Genomic DNA, 17,429 nt, shown 5'->3' with positions numbered 1-17,429 from the left:
CGGTATGGGTCGTTGCCGGGGCGGGCCGTCACTCCTCTTCGGGGCGGACGGCGTAGGCGTCCCACTTGGTCAGCAGGGCCTTGAAGTCGTCCGGCAGCTCGCTGTCGAAGAGCATCGGGCGGTGCGTCGCCGGGTGTTCGAAACCCAGCAGCCGGGCGTGCAGGGCGTGGCGCGGCATCACCGCGAAGCAGTTCTCGACGAACTGGCGGTATTTGGCGAAGGTCGTGCCCTTCAGGATGCGGTCGCCGCCGTAGCGCTCGTCGTTGAAGAGCGGGTGGCCGATCCAGGCCATGTGCACGCGGATCTGGTGCGTGCGGCCCGTTTCGAGCCGGCACTCCACGAGCGTCACGTAGCCGTAGCGCCGCAGTACCTTCCAGTGCGTCACGGCGTGCTTGCCGTCCGATCCGTCGGCGAAGACGTACATTTTCTGCCGCTCGCGGGGGCTGCGTCCGATGTTGCCCGTGATGGTCCCCTCGTCCTGTTCGAAGTTGCCCCACACGAGGGCCACGTAGCGGCGCTGGATCGTGTGGTCGAAGAACTGTTTGGCCAGCCGGGCGTGCGCCTGCTCGTTCTTGGCGATGACCAGCAGCCCCGAGGTGTTCTTGTCGATGCGGTGCACCAGCCCGGCGCGGTTCTGCTCCCCGGCGGGGATGCCCTGCGCGTTGAGGTGGTGCATCAGACCGTTCACGAGCGTGCCGGTGTAGTTGCCCACGCCCGGATGGACGACCAGCCCCGCGGGTTTGTTCACGATCAGCAGGTCGTCGTCCTCGTAGGGGATGTCGAGCGGCATCGGCTCGGGCCGCAGCTCCGTCTCGCGCCGCGGGTAGGGCATCACGATCCGGATGCGGTCCAGCGGTTTCACCTTGTAGCTCGACTTGGCGGGTTTGCCGTTCACGAGGATGTTGCCGCTGTCGGCCGCCGCCTGGATGCGGTTGCGCGAGCAGTGCTCCATGCGGACGGTCAGGAACTTGTCCAGCCGCAGGGGCGTCTGTCCCTTGTCGGCCGTGACGGCGAAGTGCTCGTACAGCCCCGCCTCCTCGCCGTCTTCCTCGTCCTCCTCCCCGGTCACGGCGTCCCCGTCGGACGCGGGGAGATCGCCGGTCGCGTCCGGAAATCCGGGCGCGGGAAGCCGCTCTTCCCCGGAGCGTTCCGTATCGTACCGTTCGGTGCGCATCAGTCGAAGAATTCGTCGGGTTCGGTCCGGGGACGGCGGTGTTCGGCCTGCTCCGGGCTTTGGCGTTCGGAGGCGGGGGCGGCGGTGTCCGGGAGCCTCTCCTCTCCGGTGTCGGGGCGGTCGAACGCGCCGGCTCGGGCGAGCGAGTCGCGCTCCCGTTCGGCCCGGATACGCTCCTCGGCGGTCTCGGCCGCCAGTTTCTCGGCCTCGGCGCGGAACCGGGCCAGCTTCTTCTCATCGAGCGTCAGGCGCAGGTCCACGCGCGACCCGAGGTTGGCCTCGCGTTCGGCCGAGGGGGTCTGCACGAAGACGCGGGCCTCCTTCTCGTTGAGCAGGTTCACCCCTTCGTCGAAGTCGATGCGTCCGACGTTGAGTCCCAGCTCCCAGAGACGCCCTTTCGCCTGCGCGAGCGGTACGCCCACGACCTGCGGGACGACCGTGAGGCTGTCCCCGTCGCGCACGCCGACGTAGAGCGTCACGCCGGAGCCGATCTCGGCTTCGAGGCGGCTCGTCTGCGTCACGGGCTTCTCCCCGCAGTACTCTTCGAGGACGTAGTTGGTGGCCAGGTCGGGGCGGTAGATCAGCTCGTCGATCTCCAGCCCGGCCACCTCGAGCATGTTCTTGGCCTGCCGGAGCGACCGGCCCGCCACGTAGGGCACGCGGACGGTCTTCTGCCGGAAGGAGTTGATCGTGATATAGACCGTGCGGCCGGGTTTGACCTCGACACCCCCTTCGGGCAACTGGTCGAGGACGATGCCCCCGGCGTAGGCCGGGACGAAAAGCGAGTCGTTCACATGCAGCTCGAGGTCGTTCGCCCGGGCGATGCGGCGGGCTTCGTCGAGCGCCGTGCCCGAGAAGTCGGGCACGATGCGGCGTGCTCCGTGGCGCGTGCCGGCCTGCATGACGAGGTGCGCGGCGACGGCCATCGAGAGGATGATCGCGGCGATGAGCGAAAGGTTCCAGAGCAGGCGGTTCCGCCGGAACCGGGTGAGGAAATTCTGCGGTTTTTCCATGCGAGCGAAGAGTAGTACGGGTTATTTCGGCGCCTTCCGGTAGAGGTAAATGGCGATACAGAGATAGATGATGTTGGGCAGCCAGACGGCCAGTCCGGGAGGCAGGGAGCCGCTCTTGGCGAACTCCTCGAAGAAACGGTTGAAGAGAATGTACGAAAAACACAGACCCGTGCCGATGCCGATGTGCAGTCCCGTGCCGCCGCGCACCTTGCGCGAGGAGAGCGAGACGCCGATGAGCGTCAGGATGAAGGTCGAGAAGGGGTAGGCGTAGCGCGAGTGGCGCTCGACCTCGATGATGTTGATCGAGTCGGAGCCCTTGGCGCGCTGCTGGTCGAGGAATTCGCTGAGCTGGGAGATGTTCATGGTCTGGATCAGGTCGTTGATCTCGCCCAGTTCGGTCACCTCGAGGTTGATGAGCGTGTCGAGGTTGCGGAACTGTTCGAAGGTCTCCATGCCCAGCGAGTCGAACTCGCGCTTGGTGTAGCGCGAAGCCGTCCAGCGTTTGGTCTCGGGGTTGAACCGTATGTCGGCGGCTTCGAGCGAATGGGTCATCGAACCGCCGTCGTAGTGCTCCAGCGCGAAGAACGACGCCTGTTGCGTCGTGCCGTTGTAGCCGCGGATGTAGGCGAACGTGCCGGGTTCGATCTGCCGGTAGATGTGGCGTTCGTAGGACCCTTTCTCCTTGTCGATGTACTCCTGGCTGAAAGCCACGACCTTGCGCTGCGAGATCGGGATGAGCCAGAGGTTCAGCGCGAGCGAGAGCGAACCGATGATCAGCGCGCCGAGGAAGTAGGGCCACATGAGCCGCCGGAACGACATGCCGCCCGAGAGCATCGCCACGATTTCGGTCTGGTAGGCCATCTTCGAGGTGAAGAAGATGCAGGCGATGAAGGTGAACAGGCCGCTGAACTGGTTGATGAAGTAGGGGATGAAATTGAGGTAGTAGGTGAATACGATCCCCTTGAACGGCGCGTGCGATTCGGTGAAGTTGTCCACCTTCTCCACATAGTCGAAGATGACCACGATGACGATGATCATCGCGATGGCGAAGAAGAAGGTCGAGAGGAACTTTCCGAGTATGTAGCGGTCCAGTATCCTGAACCCGGGCCAGCGCGCTTTCATCTTTTCAGAGTCGTCTTTGCAGTTTTCCGACCATCGTCTCTTTCCATGCGGCGAAGTCGCCCGCCGCGATGTGTTCGCGGGCCGCGGTCACGAGGCGCAGGTAGAAGGCGATGTTGTGCAGCGAGGCGATCTGCGCCGCGAGCATTTCGCCGCAGACCGCGAGGTGGTGCAGGTAGGCTTTCGTGTAGAGTGTATCGACGAAGGCCGTGCCTTCGGGGTCGATGGGCGAGAAGTCGTCCTCCCATTTCCGGTTGCGGATGTTGATGATGCCTTCCGACGTGAAGAGCTGCCCGTTGCGGCCGTTGCGCGTCGGCATCACGCAGTCGAACATGTCCACGCCCCGCGCGATTCCCTCGAGGATGTTCACCGGCGTGCCGACGCCCATCAGGTAGCGGGGGCGGTTTTCCGGGAGGATGGCATTGACCACCTCGATCATTTCGTACATGACCTCCGTGGGTTCGCCCACGGCCAGTCCGCCGATGGCATATCCGTCGGCGTCGTACCGCTTGACGTTTTCGGCGGCCTTCGCCCGCAGGTCGGGGTAGGCGCATCCCTGCACGATGGGGAAGAGGGCCTGGTAGTGGCCGTATTTGGACTGCGTCCGGTGGTAGCGGTCGAAGCAGCGGTCCAGCCACCGTTCGGTCAGCGCGAGCGATTTGGCCGCATAGTCGCGCGGCGCGTCTCCGGGGGGGCACTCGTCGAAGGCCATCATGATGTCGGCGCCGATCGTGCGCTCGGTGTCGATCACGCTCTCGGGCGTGAAGAGGTGTTTCGAGCCGTCGATGTGCGAACGGAAATGGCAGCCTTCCTCCCGGAGCTTGCGGCACGCCGCGAGCGAGAAGACCTGGAAGCCGCCGCTGTCGGTCAGCATCGGGCCCTCCCACGTCGAGAAGCGGTGTACGCCGCCGGCCCGTTCGATGATCTCCATGCCGGGCCGCAGGTAGAGGTGGTAGGTGTTGGCGAGGATGATCTGCGCCTTCGCCTCGTCGCGCACGTCGCGGTGGAAGAGGCCCTTGACGGTCGCGGCCGTGCCCACGGGCATGAAGATCGGGGTGCGGATCGTGCCGTGGTCGGTCCGCAGCTCCCCGGCGCGGGCCTGCGACGCGGGGTCTTTGTATTGCAGGGTGAATTCCATACTCGATATATTTGGCAAAAATACGCAAAAAAATCCGGATTCCGGAATTCCCGAATCCAAAATAGATGCGTAAATAAATTTGGCATTGCGCCCGGCTTGCACTATCTTTGCCTGACAATTCGCCTATATGCAGTTCTTCGATCATTTTCTGGCGTGCTACGGTTGGGAGGGCGCGGCTCTCGCGGGGGCGATGCTCGTGATGCTGGGCGTGCAGCTCTATTACTATCTGGCCGTCTATGGACGCATCCCGGGCTACAGGAACAACCGCCGTGCGGCGAAGCTCGGCGCCGAGCCGCCCGTGTCGGTCGTCATTCCGCTCTTTGCGGAGGACTACTCGTTCGTCGAGGAGCGGCTGCCGCTCGTGCTGGCCCAGAACTATCCCGATTTCGAGGTCGTCATCGTCTATGTGGGCCACGATTCGGACTTCTACGAAGACCTCGTGCAGTTGCGGCACTCCTTTCCGCAGATCTCCACCACGAAGATCCAGCTCGATCCGCGCTTTCCCATCTCGCGCAAGATGGCGCTCAACGTGGGCATCAAGTCGGCGCACTACGAGCATATGGTCTTCACCTCGACCGACGCCGTGCCCCAGACCGACCGCTGGCTGTCGCTCATGGCCAAGGGGTTCATGCGGGGCGACATCGTGCTGGGATACTGCGGCGTGGAGCGCGCGAAGGGGCTGGCGAACTACCTGATGCGCACCTGGCGGATGATGCACGCCGCGGACTGGATCGCCCGGGCCGTGCGGCGCCGCGCCTACCGGGGCACGCTTCACAACTTCGGATTCACCAAGAGCCTCTATTTCGGGGCGAACGGCTTCAGCCACCTCAATATGAACATCGGCGAGGACGACCTCTTCCTGCAAAAGGTCATCACGGCGGACAACGTGAGCGTCATCCTCTCGCCGCGGGCCACGCTGCGCGAAAAGGCGTGGGGCGGCATGGGCTGGTGGATGGGCCGGCTGCGCTACTACGGCTCGGCGTTCCGCTTCTACCCGCTGTCGGTCCGGACCTTCGTGCGGTGGGAGCTGGGATCGCGGGCGCTCTTCTTCCTCACGGCGCTCTGCGCCCTCGCGGTGATGCCGGTCGAGTACAAGCTCGCGACGGCTGCGCTGGTCGTCGCGCGCTATGCCGTCGTGGCCGTTCAGGTGCGGCGCATCGCCCGCCGGCTGGGCGAGAGCGGCATCGCGGGGCTCTATTTCCTCTACGACTTGTTGAGCCCGTTGTGGGCTGCGGCGCTGGGACTGCTGCTGCTGCGCCGCGACGAACGCGTATGGAGATAGACGACTATATCGTAGCCTCGGACCGCGAGCTGGTCGGACGGGTGCTGGAGGGCGACGACAACGCCTTCGAGTACCTCTTCAACCGTTACCGCGACGCGATCCACCGCCTGTTCGTCCAGCGGCTCGGCGGAGCGAACGACGCCGACGACCTGCTGCAGGAGACCTTCATCAAGGTCTATATCAACCTGCACCGCTACAATGCGGAGTACACCTTCGGGCAGTGGGCCTACACCATCGCCCGCAACACCTTCATCGACTTCGTGCGGCGGCGGCAGGACGGACTGTCGATCGACGACCGCTTTGCGGCGCCTGCCTCGAGCGCCCCGACACCCGAGGAGAGTTTCATCAACCTCCAGCAGCGGACGCAGATCGAACACTACCTCGAACGCCTCACGCCCCGCTACCGGCAATTGGTGCGGATGCGCTTCTTCGAGGAGTACTCCTACGAGGAGATCGCCGCCAAGCTCGCGCTGCCGCTCGGAACCGTGAAGACGCAGATACACCGCGCCCGCGAGCAGATGTGCCGGATGATCTCGGAGGGCGAAAAACACTGATGCCGGAAAACACGGACACATGGAACTCATCGACAAATACTTTCCCGACCTCACGGAGGAGCAGCGGCGGCGGATCGCCGCGCTGTACGGTCTCTACGCCGACTGGAACGCCAAGATCAATGTCGTCTCGCGCAAGGACTTCGACCAGCTCTACCTGCGTCACGTGCTGCACTCGCTCGCCATCGCGAAGGTGTGCGCGTTCGCCGACGGGGCGCGCATCCTCGACGCGGGGTGCGGCGGCGGATTCCCTTCCGTGCCGCTGGCGATCCTCTTTCCCGGGGCGCGCTTCACCGCCGCGGATTCGATCCGCAAGAAGATCGCGGTGGTCGAAGGGGTCGCCGGAGCGCTCGGGCTGCGGAACCTGACGCCCCGCTGCGTGCGGGTCGAGACCCTCGAAGAGCGTTTCGACTACGTCGTTTCGCGCGCCGTGACGGCCATGCCGGAGTTCCTGAGACTGACCTGGAACCGGATCGAGCGCGGACAGGCCGGTTCGCTGCCCAACGGCGTGCTCTATCTCAAGGGGGGCGATCTGGCCGAGGAACTGGCCCTCACGGGAAAGCGGTGGTATGTTTACGACATTCCCCGCTTCTTCGACGAACCGTTCTTCGAAACCAAGAAGGTCGTTTACACGCCTAAGAAATAGGTGTCTCGCCGTCTTTTCTGCCGGGCGTTCCCCGTCCGCAGAACGGCGCCGTGCGGTATGGAGCCCGGTTTGAGCCCGTTTCGGGTATGGGGTTGCAAGAAAGATTGCGGCGGCTACCGGCCGCCGAGCGCCTCGGTGCTCAGCAGTCCGCAGGCGGCCTGGATGTCCTCGCCGCGCGAGGCGCGGATCGTGGTCTGGATGCCGCGCGCGGTCAGCGCGTCGCGGAAGCGGCGCATCGCTTCGTCGTCGGGCGAGAAGTAGGGCGAGCCGGGGATGCGGTGGAAACGGATCAGATTGATGCGGCACTTGATGCCGTCGAGCAGCCGCGAAAGCCCCCGGATGTGGCGCGGCGAGTCGTTGAGCCCCTCCAGGACGATGTATTCGAACGAGACCCGCCGCTGGTGGGTGAAGTCGTACCCGCGCAGGATGGCGGTCACCTCGGCGATGGGCCACGCCCGTTCGACGGGCATGATCTCCATGCGCTCCTCGCGGAAGGGGTTGTGCAGGCTCACGGCCAGATGGACCTTCGTGGCGTCCAGAAACCGCCGCAGTTGCGGCACGACGCCCGCCGTGGAGACGGTGACGCGCGTGGGCGACCAGCCGAAGCCCCACTCCGAAGTGATGACGGAGAGCGTCCGCAGCAGTTGGTCCGGGTTGTCGAGCGGTTCGCCCATCCCCATGAACACGAGGTTCGTGAGACGGTCGCGCTCGGGCAGGGAGACGATCTGGTTGAGGATTTCGGCCGCCGGCAGCGACTCCTGCAGCCCCTGGCGGCCCGTGGCGCAGAAACGGCAGCCCATGCGGCAGCCCGCCTGCGAGGAGACGCAGAGCGTGGCCCGCTCGCCGTCGGGGATGTAGGCCGACTCGACGTAGTGGCCGCGCCGCGTGCGGAAAAGGTACTTCTTCGTGCCGTCGGCGGAGACCGAGACCCGCTCGGGGGCGCTCAGCGCCGGGGCGAACCGTGCGGCGAGGCGTTCGCGGGCCGTCGCCGCGAGGTCGGTCATCCGCATCGGGTCTTCGGTTCCGCGCACGTAGAGCCAGCGGGCGATCTGCCGCGCGGCGAAGCGCGGCAGCCCCAGCTCGGCGCAGAGAGCCGCGAGCTCCTCCGGATTTTTTCCGTACAATGTCTCCTTTTCCGTCATATCCGCCCTCTCCGGGCCTTTTCTCGGGAACAAAAATAGGCAAAATCCGAAGATTTTTGCGCGGGAACGTTCATTTTTGAATTTTTATCCATATATTTGTGGTGGATAGCGCGCGTATGCGCCGGTCCCGTTCAGCGAACAATTAAAATTTAGATAGATGGAAATCAAGAAATCACGCAAAGCGGACCTTCAGAACAAGCGGGGTCTTTTGCTCGAAATCGGCCTCGTCGTATCGCTCGGCCTGGTGATTCTGGCCTTCTGGTACACGCCGAAGGAGCGTAAAATCGAAAAGCTCGATCTGCAGACCGCGATCGTCGAGGAGCAGATCACCGAGATCACCCGTCAGGACCAGAAGCCGCCCGAGCCTCCCAAGAAGGTGGAGGTGAAGGTGATCGCCGACCTGTTGCAGGTGGTGACCAACGACACGAAGATCACGACCGAAGTGGACTTCGCCGAGTTCGACGAGAACACGGAGGTGATCCAGCAGGTCGAGGTGCAGGAGGAGGAGATCGAGGACGACCAGCCCTTCCTGATCGCCGAGACGATGCCCTCGTTCCAGGGCGGCGACCTCAATACGTTCCGTACGTGGGTGCAGCAGAACGTGCGTTTCCCGCAGATCGCTCTCGAGAACGGCATTCAGGGCCGCGTGGTCCTTACGTTCGTGATCGAGAAGGACGGCCGTCTGACCAATATCGAGGTGTTGCAGACGCCCGACCGTTCGTTGTCGGAGGAGGCGATCCGCGTGCTGAGCAAGTCTCCGAAGTGGAGCCCCGGCAAGCAGCGTAACCAGGCCGTGCGTGTGAAGTACACCCTGCCGGTAGATTTCCGCGTGCAGCAATAGGGTCGCGGACCGCAGATTTTGAGGGTATCCTGCTTTCGGGCGGATACCCTTATTTGTAGTTTGGAGCGACGTTTCCCGTCCGGTCCGGAAGGCGGGCGGAAACGGCGACGGATCAAAAAAACGAAACGATTGAAAGAGAATAACGAAAACAACAAGCCGGCCGCGGCTTCCGCAGCCGGGACCGGAGCGCCGTGCGAACGTGCGGTGCTGGTGGCCGTCGTCCGCGACAACCAGGACCCGCGGCAGGCCGAAGAGTTCCTCGACGAGCTGGAGTTCCTGGCCGAGACGGCCGACATCCGGGCCGTCAGGCGTTTCACGCAGCGGCTGCCGCAGCCGTCGGCCCGGATCTATGTCGGGCCGGGCAAGTTGCAGGAGATAGCCGACTTCTGCCGCGAGGAGGAGATTGACGTGGTGATCTTCGACGACGAGCTGACGCCGTCGCAGACGCGCAACATCGAAAAGGAGATGCCCTGCCGCCTGCTGGACCGCACGCGCCTGATCCTCGATATCTTCATGTCGCGGGCGCAGACGGCTTACGCCAAGACGCAGGTGCAGTTGGCCAATTACGAGTACATGCTGCCCCGCCTGTCGGGGTTGTGGACCCACCTCGAGCGGCAGCGCGGCGGCACGGGAACCCGCGGCGGCGCGGGCGAGCGCGAGATCGAGACCGACCGCCGGATCATCCGCAACCGGATCGCCAAGCTCAAGGAGGACCTCCGGCGGATCGATCGGCAGATGGCCGTGCAGCGGTCGAACCGCGGCGCACTGGTCCGCGTGGCGCTGGTGGGTTATACGAACGTGGGCAAATCGACGCTGATGAACCTCATCGCGAAGAGCGAGGTCTTCGCAGAGAACAAGCTCTTCGCCACGCTCGACACGACGGTGCGCAAGGTGGTCTTCGACAACCTGCCGTTCCTCCTGTCGGACACGGTGGGATTCATCCGCAAGCTCCCCACGGAGCTGATCGAGTCGTTCAAATCGACGCTCGACGAGGTGCGCGAAGCCGACCTGCTGGTGCATGTGGTGGACATTTCGCATCCGCAGTTCGAGGAGCAGATCGCCGTGGTGAAGCAGACCCTGCAAGAGATCGGAGCGGGGGACAAACCCGTTTATCTGGTCTTCAACAAGGTCGATGCCTACACCTATATAAAGAAAGAGGAGGACGACCTCACGCCTCCGACGCGCGAGAACCTGTCGCTCGACGACCTGAAGCGAAGCTGGATCGCCCGGGCCAATACGCCCTGCATCTTCCTGTCGGCGCTGGCGAAGACCAATCTGGAGAAGTTCCGCACGGACCTCTACGGAATGGTCCGCGAGATTCACGCCGGACGCTACCCGTTCAACAATTTCCTCTACTGAAAACCAACCAACCGCACATAACCGTATGACATTGCACATTCTTTCCCGGCAGAACACCGTTCTCAACAAGTTCATCGCCCAGATCCGCGACAAGGCGGTTCAGCGGGATTCGATGCGCTTCCGCCGCAACATGGAGCGGATCGGCGAGATCATGGCCTACGAGATTTCGAAGGAGTTCACCTACCGGCCGCAGATCGTCACGACGCCGCTGGGGGAGGCTTCGGTCGAGACGATCGGGAACGAGATCGTGCTGGCCACGATCCTCCGCGCCGGGCTTCCCTACCATCAGGGATTCCTCAACTATTTCGACGACGCGCAGAACGCCTTCGTGTCGGCCTACCGCAAGAGCACGAAGGACGGCAAGTTCACCGTGAAGGTCGAGTACATTTCGTGCGGCAGCCTGGAGGGCAAGACGCTGCTGCTGGTCGATCCGATGCTGGCCACCGGGACGTCGCTCGCACTGACCTACAATGCGTTGTGCGAGAAGGGCGGGACGCCGGCCCATACGCACGTCGCTTCGGTCATCGCCAGCGAGCAGGGCGTGGACTACGCGATGAAGCACATGCCGCGCGAGACGACCTCCATCTGGGTCGCCGCCGTGGACGAGGAGCTTACGTCGCGTTCCTACATCGTGCCCGGAATCGGGGACGCGGGCGACCTGGCCTACGGCGAAAAGCTCTGATTCCGGCGTCCGGGCGGCGGATGAGAAACGATAACCGCGGGAAAAACTGGAGATGAAAAGAAAAATTACGTTCGTTCTTGCCGTTTTCGGCGCGACCCTTCTTGCGATGGCGGTGCAGAAGCCCGTCTTTCTGGCGTGGTACGCCGCGGAGGCGGCCGGCGCGGGTTTCGGCGGCTGGTGCGCCGTGATCTGGCACGGACTGTCGCTCGATGCGACGGTGGCGGGGTATGTGACGGCGCTGCCGCTGCTTCTGACCCTGCTGTCGTGCTGGGTGCGCTTCCCCGAACGCCTCTGGAGGCGGGTGATGACGGGCTATTTCGTCCTCGTCGCGCTTCTGACGGCCGTCGTTTTCGCCGTGGATGTCGCCCTGTACGAGCATTGGGGGTTCCGGCTCGATTCCACGATTCTGATCTATCTGGCCGATCCGAAGGAGGCGATGGCGAGCGTCGATTGGGCGCTGGGCGTGCGGCAGACCCTGCTGGGAGGCGTATATACGGCGGCGATGCTGTGGCTCTACGGCCGGGTGCTGCGGCTCTTCGACGGGGAGCCGTGCGGCGCGCGGCGCGCTTTGCCCGCGACGCTGCTCTTCCTGCTGCTGGCCGGGGGCGACTTCCTGGCGATCCGCGGCGGTACGGGGGCTTCGGTGGCCAACGTGTCGAAGGTCTATTTCAGCTCCGAGATGTTCCTCAACCATGCGGCGACGAACCCCGTCTTTTCGTTTCTGTCGAGTCTGGGCGACAATGCGGATTACGCTGCGGCCTATCCCTTCTTCGACGAGCGGACGCGGGCCGTGCGGTTCGACGCCCTGCGCGGAAACGGCCGGAACGCGGAACCCGCAGTGCGGGTGCTCGACACGCTCAGGCCGAATGTCGTGGTGGTGATTCTCGAGAGTTTCGCCCGCACGGTGATGGACGAGGAGGTGGACGGCGAACCGGTCATGCCCAACATGCAGCGGCTGAAGCGCGAAGGGGTGTGGTTCGAGAACTTCTTCGCCAACTCGTTCCGCACGGACCGCGGCGAGGTGGCGATCCTGAGCGGTTTCCCGGCCCAGACGAAGACGTCGGTCATGAAGCTGCCGGCCAAGAGCCGCACGCTGCCCTCCGTGGCCCGGTCGCTCGGCCGGGAGGGGTATGCCACGAGTTTCGCCTACGGCGGCGATCTCAACTTCACGAACCAGGCGCAGTACATGTACGCTACGGGATGGCAGGAACTTGTCTGGCAGAAGGACCTGCGTTTCGACACGCCGCCCGCGGACTGGGGCTACGACGATGCGGTCATGTGCGACTGGTTCGCCGACCGGGTCATCGCGCTCGACGCCGCGGGCCGGCCCTTTCTGGCGGGGCTGCTGACGCTGAGCAGCCACAAGCCCTTCGACGTTCCCTATGCGAAATTCGAAAACGAGGTGCTCAACGCCATGGCCTTCTCCGATGCGTGCGTCGGGGCGATGATCGACCGGCTGAAAGCCTCTCCGGCGTGGCGGAACCTCCTCGTCGTGCTGGTCGCCGACCACGGCTATCCCTATCCGAAGACGCTGCCCTACAACGTGCCGTTGCGTCACCGGATTCCGATGATCTGGACGGGCGGGGCCGTCGCCGCGCCGCGTGTCGTGGAGGAGTACGCCTCGCAGATCGACTTGGCCGCGACGCTGCTCGGCCAGTTGGGGATCGGGCACGACGATTTCGAGTACAGCAAGGACATTTTCGCCCCGGCCCCCCCCCGCAAGTTCGCCTACTACACGTTCAACGACGGCTTCGGCGTCGTGGACGCCACGGGCGAAGCGATCTGGGACGCCACGGGCGACCGCGTGGTGTCGGCGACGAACCCCGAGCTGCTGGACGTGGGGCGCACGATGTTGCAGACGACCTACACGGATCTCGCGGGGCGCTGAGAATACCCTGTTTTAGGTATTGTTCCGCAACGGGGCCCGGCTTATTTTTGCAAACGATAAAAATATCTATATGTATGTATGGAAATAGCGGATACACGGGCGAGGACCGGATGTGCGATCTGGTCTGCGACCGATACCCTGTTTTGCAGGTGATGAGCCGCTTCGGAATCGCTCTGGGATTCGGCGACAAGACCATCGCCGAGGTGTGCGCCGAGAACAAGGTCGATACGGCGACCTTCCTCGCCGTGGTCAATATGCAGATGAATGCGGGCTGCAACGCCTCGGAGGCGGCTGCCGGGGTGTCGGTGCGGGCGCTTACGGACTACCTCCACAATTCGCACGGCTACTTCCTCGACTTCCGCCTGCCGGCCATCCGCCGCAAGCTGATCGAGGCGGTGGACTGCGCGCAGAACGACGTGTCGTTCGCCATCATGCGCTTTTTCGACGAATACGCCGCCGAGGTGCAGCGGCACATGTCCTACGAGGAGCAGACCGTCTTCCCGTACGTCGAGTCGCTGCTGGCCGGTGAAAAGAATACGGCCTATTCGATCGACGTCTTCCGCCGCCAGCACGACCAGGTCGATGCGAAGCTGCGCGAGCTGAAGAACATCATCATCAAGTATTACCCTTCGGGCAGCACGAACGAGCTCAACGGCGTGCTGTTCGACATCTTCACCTGCGAGCAGGAGCTGGCGTCGCACAACGCCGTGGAGGACGACATCTTCATTCCGGCCGTCGAGCGGCTGGCGGCCGACGGCGTCCGCGACGAGAAGCCCGAGCCGCTGAGCGCCCGCGAGCGGGAGATCATCGTCTGCGTGGTGAAGGGCATGACCAACAAGCAGATCGCCGAAGCGCTCTGCATATCGGCCCACACCGTCATCACGCACCGGCGCAATATCGCCGCGAAGCTGCAAATACACTCCGCGGCGGGTCTGACGATCTACGCCATCGTCAATAAGCTGGTCGAATTGTCCGAGATCAAGGACACCATAACGGATCTGTGACATGGCACACGAACACGCACACGCCGGGCTCCATCACCACCACGAGCACCGGATCACGTCGCTCAACCGGGCGTTTCTCGTGGGGATCGTCCTCAACGTGGGATTCGTCGTCGTGGAGTTCGCCGTCGGACTTTTCTACGGTTCGATGGGGCTGCTCTCCGACGCCGGGCACAACCTCTCCGACGTGGCCGGCCTGCTGCTGGCCATGCTGGCGTTCCGGTTGGCGCAGGCGCACGCCACGCCCAGGTACACCTACGGATACAAGAAGAGCACGGTGCTCATTTCGCTGCTCAACTCCGTGATCCTGCTGATCGCCGTGGGCGTCATCGTCGCCGAGAGTATCGGGCGGATGCTGCATCCCGAGCCGATCGCGGGCGGGGCGATCGCGTGGACGGCGGGCGTCGGGGTCGTCGTGAACGGCTTTACGGCGTGGCTCTTCATGAAGGACAAGGAGAGAGACCTCAACGTGAAGGGCGCCTACCTGCACATGGCCGCCGATGCGCTGGTGTCGATCGGCGTGCTGGTTTCGGGCGTCGTGATCTCGTGGACGGGCTGGACGGTCGTGGACCCCGTTGTGGGGCTGGCCGTGGCCGGAGTGATCGTGGCTTCGGTGTGGTCGCTGACCCGCGACAGCCTGCGGCTCTCGCTCGACGGCGTGCCGGAGGGAATCGACGTCGGGCGCGTGGAGGCGGAGATGACCTCCGTGGAGGGGGTCCGGGCGGTGCATCATATCCATATCTGGGCGATGAGCACCACCGAGAACGCCCTCACGGCGCATGTCGTGCTGGAGGACCTCGCCCGGCTGGAGGAGGTGAAACGGCGGCTCAAGGAGCGGCTCGCCGGGGAGGGCATTCCCCATGCGACGCTCGAATTCGAGTCGGCGGCGGCCCGCTGCTGCGATCTGTGCGACTGAAATGATTGGTTGAAATAACGAATGCTGAAGAGTCTCCGGTTCGGGTCGTTCCCGGACCGGAGTTTCTGTTCCGGGGGCTTTCCTCTCCGTTGCGGGGAAAACCCGGCAGCCGGCCGGGGTGGCGCGGCTTTCATGCGGGAGCCCGGACGGCCCCGTGCGCCGGCGGTCTTTTTTGCGACGTCACGGCACGGGGTCGTAACCGCTGCCGCCCCAGGGATGGCAGCGGGCGAGCCGCCGCAGGGCGAGCCAGCCGCCTTTCAGGGGACCGTATTTTCGCAGCGCCTCGAGCGCGTATTGCGAGCAGGTGGGGGTGAAGCGGCACGACGGCGGCGTGAAGGGGGAGATGCAGAGCTGGTAGAAGCGCACGAGCACGATGAACGGCAGGGCGCAGAGCCGCCTAAAGACGCTCCGCGATCGTTTCCAGAATCCGGCGGACCGCATGTGCGATGGTTTTGTAGGGCAGCGCCTCCTTCGAGGAGTAGATGAGGGCCAGGTCGAGATTGACCGGTGCGCCGCAGCGGACGATCCCTTTTTGCAGCCGGTAGGCCTCCTTGGTGCGGCGGCGCAGCAGATTCCGCCGGTTCGCCCGTTTGTGGAACTTCTTGGGGACCGAGAAGAGCACCTCCACCGACGGCACGCTGTCCGCCTCGGCGAACCAGACGTACCGGAACGGGAAGACGAAACCGCTCTCGCCGCTCTCGAACAGGCGCCGGACGGCTCCGAGCGAACGGAGCCGTTCCGTGCGGGGAAGCGAGCGGTCGTCGGACATGGCGGTCTCTATTTGCGGGGTTCCGCCGTTCCGGGACGGCGCACGCGGCTCTTCTTGGTCAGCTTGTGCTGCTGGCTGCGGATGAACTCCTCCTTGCGCGTGTCGGTCGTGACGGCGACGGGTTCGATCTCCTCGCCCGCCTCGACCCGTGCGAGGTAGATGTCGAGAGCCTTGGCCATCGAGGGGGCTTCGGGCGTCGGGGCGTTGGCCAGCACGGTGATTCCCGCCTCCACGGCGGCGCGCAGCGTGCCTTCGCCGAAGACCGCCACGGCGGGCAGGTTGTCGGTCCCGAACTTCTCTACGAGGGTTTTGATGTCCGTCGGCGAGTAGAGCGCCAGCACGTCGTAATCGGAGAGCTTCACGTCGTCGAGGTCCGATGCCACGGTGCGGGCGAGAATCACGGGGTCCACCGGCAGTTTGAGTTTGGCCAGCGTCTCGGGCAGCTCGGGCTTGTGGGGTTCGCTCAGCGCCAGGAGGAACTTCTCCTCCTTGTGCTTGATAATCAACTCTACGAGCGAAGTGAACGATCCGTCGGCGAACGAAATCTTGCGCTTGCGATAGACGATGTATTTCTGCAGATAGAGCGCCACGGCCTCCGTCTGGCAGATGTATTTCATGGTTTCGGGCACGGTGATGCGCGCCTCTTCGCAAATGTGGAAGAAACTGTCCACCGTCGTGCGCGACGTGAAGATGACGGCGGTGTGGTCGAGTATTTCGACCCGTTGAGCGCGGAACTCCTTGAGCGATACGCCCACTACGCGGATAAAAGGCTTGTAGGCGATCTCTGCCTGGTATTTCCGGGATAATTCGTAGAACGGAGACTTCTCGATGTTAGCGGGTCTCGGCTGCGAAATGAGCACACTCTTTACTTTCAATTGCGGAGATGTTTAGTTTGTAGCTTTCGGGGGTCACCTCACCAGCGACAGCCACAGAAGGCTCACCGGGAAGATTTCCACGGTGCAAAGGTACAAAAACCAATGCAAAATTGAAATTTTTTTGGAAATAAACAGATTCAGCGACTCTTTGAGGTACAAGAAAGCCGTCATGGCTAATTCGATGGTAATGACGGAGAACCACACGTTGCCCGTACCGCGGGGACAGAGCGCGAAGAGCAGCAGCGCGGGTGAGGTGACGATGACCGCCAGTGCGAAATAGGTGCGGCGGAGTAGCATCAGTTGCGAGACGAACGGCTGCGAAACGGTCACGGCCCCGGCGATGCGGACGAGCGCGGCCTGACAGGCGACGATGGCCGTGCAGGCCAGCGTCGCCAGCAGGCTCATGGCCAGCACGGCGCCGTGCGAGAGCGTGTCGGTGAGCAGGCGGGGCATCAGGGCGTCGCCGTATTTCACGGCGAAGACGCCCAGGAAGAGCATTCCGATCGCCGTGACGATGTGCAGGAACCGCGAGAATCCGCTGCTGCCCGGATCCTCGGAGAGACGTTGCCGTGAGGCGGCGTCGCGCGAGATGTGGCCCACGAGGGTGCGGATGTCGCCGATGTTGCGGTAGAGCAGGGTGGCGTAGGTGGCGGCGAGCAGCAGGACGAAGCTCTGGAACACGGCATTGTCCGTGAGCGACGGCGCGCCGGAGGGCGGCAGCGTGCGGGGGGCCGCTTCGACCGAGGCCGGACCGAAGACCGCGGCGGCGGTCGTGTCGCGCCAGCGGACGGCGGGCGTCTCTCCGGGAAGGTCCGCCGGACCGGACTGCACCGGAAAGGGGAACGCCGGCAGCGAGTCGGCGTGCAGCGAATCCGTGCGGAGCGAATCCGCGGGTGCGGGCAGGATGCCGGCCGGCATTTCCGTCCGTACCTCCGCCCGGAACGGGGCGGTTCCGGACGAATCGGAGCGTCCCGCGTCCGAAGCCTCTGCGGCGTTTATGGCACGGGGTGCGGCCTTCGGAACCTCGGCTCCG

18 protein-coding genes are annotated in these 17,429 nt (G+C 64.1%); 9 read left to right on the top strand and 9 right to left on the bottom strand.

The annotated features are described in order from the left end of the window. Positions 1-28: 28 nt before the first annotated feature. The 4 genes from FME97_RS05495 to tgt are packed head-to-tail and all read right to left on the bottom strand — an operon-like array spanning position 29 to position 4,444. A complete protein-coding gene (locus FME97_RS05495; protein ID WP_170215057.1) occupies positions 29-1,174 on the bottom strand; it encodes an RluA family pseudouridine synthase in 1,146 nt (381 codons plus the stop codon). Continuing rightward, complete coding sequence (locus FME97_RS05490; protein WP_141428253.1) at positions 1,174-2,187, bottom strand: PASTA domain-containing protein; 1,014 nt, start codon at positions 2,185-2,187, stop codon at positions 1,174-1,176. The genes FME97_RS05495 and FME97_RS05490 overlap by 1 nt, the downstream gene beginning before the upstream one ends. 21 nt (positions 2,188-2,208) lie before the next feature. Further along, positions 2,209-3,309, bottom strand: coding sequence for an LptF/LptG family permease (locus tag FME97_RS05485; RefSeq protein WP_141428252.1), 1,101 nt, complete (start codon positions 3,307-3,309; stop codon positions 2,209-2,211). A gap of 4 nt (positions 3,310-3,313) precedes the next feature. Next, positions 3,314-4,444 carry a tRNA guanosine(34) transglycosylase Tgt gene (gene tgt, locus FME97_RS05480; protein WP_141428251.1) on the bottom strand — a complete coding sequence of 377 codons (1,131 nt, stop codon included), beginning with the start codon at positions 4,442-4,444 and terminating at the stop codon, positions 3,314-3,316. Positions 4,445-4,571: 127 nt separating this feature from the next. Between tgt and FME97_RS05475 the strand changes: the two genes are divergently transcribed. The 3 genes from FME97_RS05475 to FME97_RS05465 are packed head-to-tail and all read left to right on the top strand — an operon-like array spanning position 4,572 to position 6,923. Continuing rightward, positions 4,572-5,726: a glycosyltransferase family protein gene (locus tag FME97_RS05475; RefSeq protein WP_141428250.1), complete on the top strand. Its 1,155-nt coding sequence runs from the start codon at positions 4,572-4,574 to the stop codon at positions 5,724-5,726. Further along, the gene (locus FME97_RS05470; protein WP_141428249.1) at positions 5,717-6,280 is read left to right on the top strand and encodes an RNA polymerase sigma factor; all 564 of its coding nucleotides are present in this window, start codon (positions 5,717-5,719) and stop codon (positions 6,278-6,280) included. Before FME97_RS05475 ends, FME97_RS05470 begins: the two co-directional genes overlap by 10 nt. Before the next feature lie 19 nt (positions 6,281-6,299). Then, positions 6,300-6,923: a 16S rRNA (guanine(527)-N(7))-methyltransferase RsmG gene (locus FME97_RS05465; protein ID WP_141428248.1), complete on the top strand. Its 624-nt coding sequence runs from the start codon at positions 6,300-6,302 to the stop codon at positions 6,921-6,923. A 113-nt stretch (positions 6,924-7,036) separates the two neighbouring features. Here the strand turns inward: FME97_RS05465 and rlmN are convergent, their stop codons facing one another. After that, entirely contained in the window at positions 7,037-8,065 is a 1,029-nt protein-coding gene (gene rlmN, locus FME97_RS05460; protein ID WP_141428247.1) for a 23S rRNA (adenine(2503)-C(2))-methyltransferase RlmN, read from the bottom strand. Between the two features lie 157 nt (positions 8,066-8,222). Here rlmN and FME97_RS05455 point away from each other — a divergent pair, with 157 nt between their 5' ends. From FME97_RS05455 to FME97_RS05430, 6 genes are all read left to right on the top strand, one after another. After that, entirely contained in the window at positions 8,223-8,906 is a 684-nt protein-coding gene (locus FME97_RS05455; RefSeq protein WP_141428246.1) for an energy transducer TonB, read from the top strand. Positions 8,907-9,035: 129 nt separating this feature from the next. Next, positions 9,036-10,265 carry a GTPase HflX gene (hflX, locus tag FME97_RS05450; protein ID WP_394344258.1) on the top strand — a complete coding sequence of 410 codons (1,230 nt, stop codon included), beginning with the start codon at positions 9,036-9,038 and terminating at the stop codon, positions 10,263-10,265. Between the two features lie 25 nt (positions 10,266-10,290). Next, a complete protein-coding gene (upp, locus tag FME97_RS05445) occupies positions 10,291-10,947 on the top strand; it encodes a uracil phosphoribosyltransferase (protein ID WP_141428245.1) in 657 nt (218 codons plus the stop codon). A 52-nt stretch (positions 10,948-10,999) separates the two neighbouring features. Next, the gene (locus FME97_RS05440; protein ID WP_141428244.1) at positions 11,000-12,835 is read left to right on the top strand and encodes an LTA synthase family protein; all 1,836 of its coding nucleotides are present in this window, start codon (positions 11,000-11,002) and stop codon (positions 12,833-12,835) included. Positions 12,836-12,909: 74 nt separating this feature from the next. Further along, positions 12,910-13,839: a helix-turn-helix transcriptional regulator gene (locus FME97_RS05435; protein ID WP_141428243.1), complete on the top strand. Its 930-nt coding sequence runs from the start codon at positions 12,910-12,912 to the stop codon at positions 13,837-13,839. 1 nt (position 13,840) lies between these two features. Further along, complete coding sequence (locus FME97_RS05430; RefSeq protein WP_141428242.1) at positions 13,841-14,752, top strand: cation diffusion facilitator family transporter; 912 nt, start codon at positions 13,841-13,843, stop codon at positions 14,750-14,752. Between the two features lie 180 nt (positions 14,753-14,932). On the opposite strand, the gene yidD is transcribed toward FME97_RS05430, so the two are convergent. From yidD to FME97_RS05410, 4 genes are all read right to left on the bottom strand, one after another. After that, entirely contained in the window at positions 14,933-15,193 is a 261-nt protein-coding gene (gene yidD / locus FME97_RS05425) for a membrane protein insertion efficiency factor YidD (protein ID WP_141428241.1), read from the bottom strand. Continuing rightward, positions 15,150-15,458: a ribonuclease P protein component gene (locus tag FME97_RS05420; RefSeq protein ID WP_232522958.1), complete on the bottom strand. Its 309-nt coding sequence runs from the start codon at positions 15,456-15,458 to the stop codon at positions 15,150-15,152. Before FME97_RS05420 ends, yidD begins: the two co-directional genes overlap by 44 nt. A 71-nt stretch (positions 15,459-15,529) precedes the next feature. Then, positions 15,530-16,396, bottom strand: coding sequence for a uroporphyrinogen-III synthase (locus FME97_RS05415; protein WP_141428239.1), 867 nt, complete (start codon positions 16,394-16,396; stop codon positions 15,530-15,532). 33 nt (positions 16,397-16,429) lie between these two features. Then, positions 16,430-17,314: a DUF4271 domain-containing protein gene (locus FME97_RS05410; protein WP_232522941.1), complete on the bottom strand. Its 885-nt coding sequence runs from the start codon at positions 17,312-17,314 to the stop codon at positions 16,430-16,432. Between the last annotated feature and the right edge of the window lie 115 nt (positions 17,315-17,429).

Source organism: Alistipes dispar, from assembly GCF_006542685.1.
Lineage (GTDB): Bacteria > Bacteroidota > Bacteroidia > Bacteroidales > Rikenellaceae > Alistipes > Alistipes dispar.
This window is presented reverse-complemented; position numbering and strand designations above follow the sequence as displayed.

Excerpts from the sequence above, each read along its gene's own strand:
- FME97_RS05485 (WP_141428252.1), bottom strand. The coding sequence starts at position 3,309 with ATGAAAGCGCGCTGGCCCGGGTTCAGGATACTGGACCGCTACATACTC.
- yidD (WP_141428241.1), bottom strand. The coding sequence starts at position 15,193 with ATGCGGTCCGCCGGATTCTGGAAACGATCGCGGAGCGTCTTTAGGCGG.
- FME97_RS05455 (WP_141428246.1), top strand. The coding sequence starts at position 8,223 with ATGGAAATCAAGAAATCACGCAAAGCGGACCTTCAGAACAAGCGGGGT.
- tgt (WP_141428251.1), bottom strand. The coding sequence starts at position 4,444 with ATGGAATTCACCCTGCAATACAAAGACCCCGCGTCGCAGGCCCGCGCC.
- FME97_RS05410 (WP_232522941.1), bottom strand. The coding sequence starts at position 17,314 with ATGCCGGCCGGCATCCTGCCCGCACCCGCGGATTCGCTCCGCACGGAT.
- FME97_RS05470 (WP_141428249.1), top strand. The coding sequence starts at position 5,717 with ATGGAGATAGACGACTATATCGTAGCCTCGGACCGCGAGCTGGTCGGA.
- FME97_RS05440 (WP_141428244.1), top strand. The coding sequence starts at position 11,000 with ATGAAAAGAAAAATTACGTTCGTTCTTGCCGTTTTCGGCGCGACCCTT.
- FME97_RS05475 (WP_141428250.1), top strand. The coding sequence starts at position 4,572 with ATGCAGTTCTTCGATCATTTTCTGGCGTGCTACGGTTGGGAGGGCGCG.
- upp (WP_141428245.1), top strand. The coding sequence starts at position 10,291 with ATGACATTGCACATTCTTTCCCGGCAGAACACCGTTCTCAACAAGTTC.
- FME97_RS05490 (WP_141428253.1), bottom strand. The coding sequence starts at position 2,187 with ATGGAAAAACCGCAGAATTTCCTCACCCGGTTCCGGCGGAACCGCCTG.
- FME97_RS05495 (WP_170215057.1), bottom strand. The coding sequence starts at position 1,174 with ATGCGCACCGAACGGTACGATACGGAACGCTCCGGGGAAGAGCGGCTT.
- rlmN (WP_141428247.1), bottom strand. The coding sequence starts at position 8,065 with ATGACGGAAAAGGAGACATTGTACGGAAAAAATCCGGAGGAGCTCGCG.
- FME97_RS05430 (WP_141428242.1), top strand. The coding sequence starts at position 13,841 with ATGGCACACGAACACGCACACGCCGGGCTCCATCACCACCACGAGCAC.
- FME97_RS05435 (WP_141428243.1), top strand. The coding sequence starts at position 12,910 with ATGTATGGAAATAGCGGATACACGGGCGAGGACCGGATGTGCGATCTG.
- FME97_RS05465 (WP_141428248.1), top strand. The coding sequence starts at position 6,300 with ATGGAACTCATCGACAAATACTTTCCCGACCTCACGGAGGAGCAGCGG.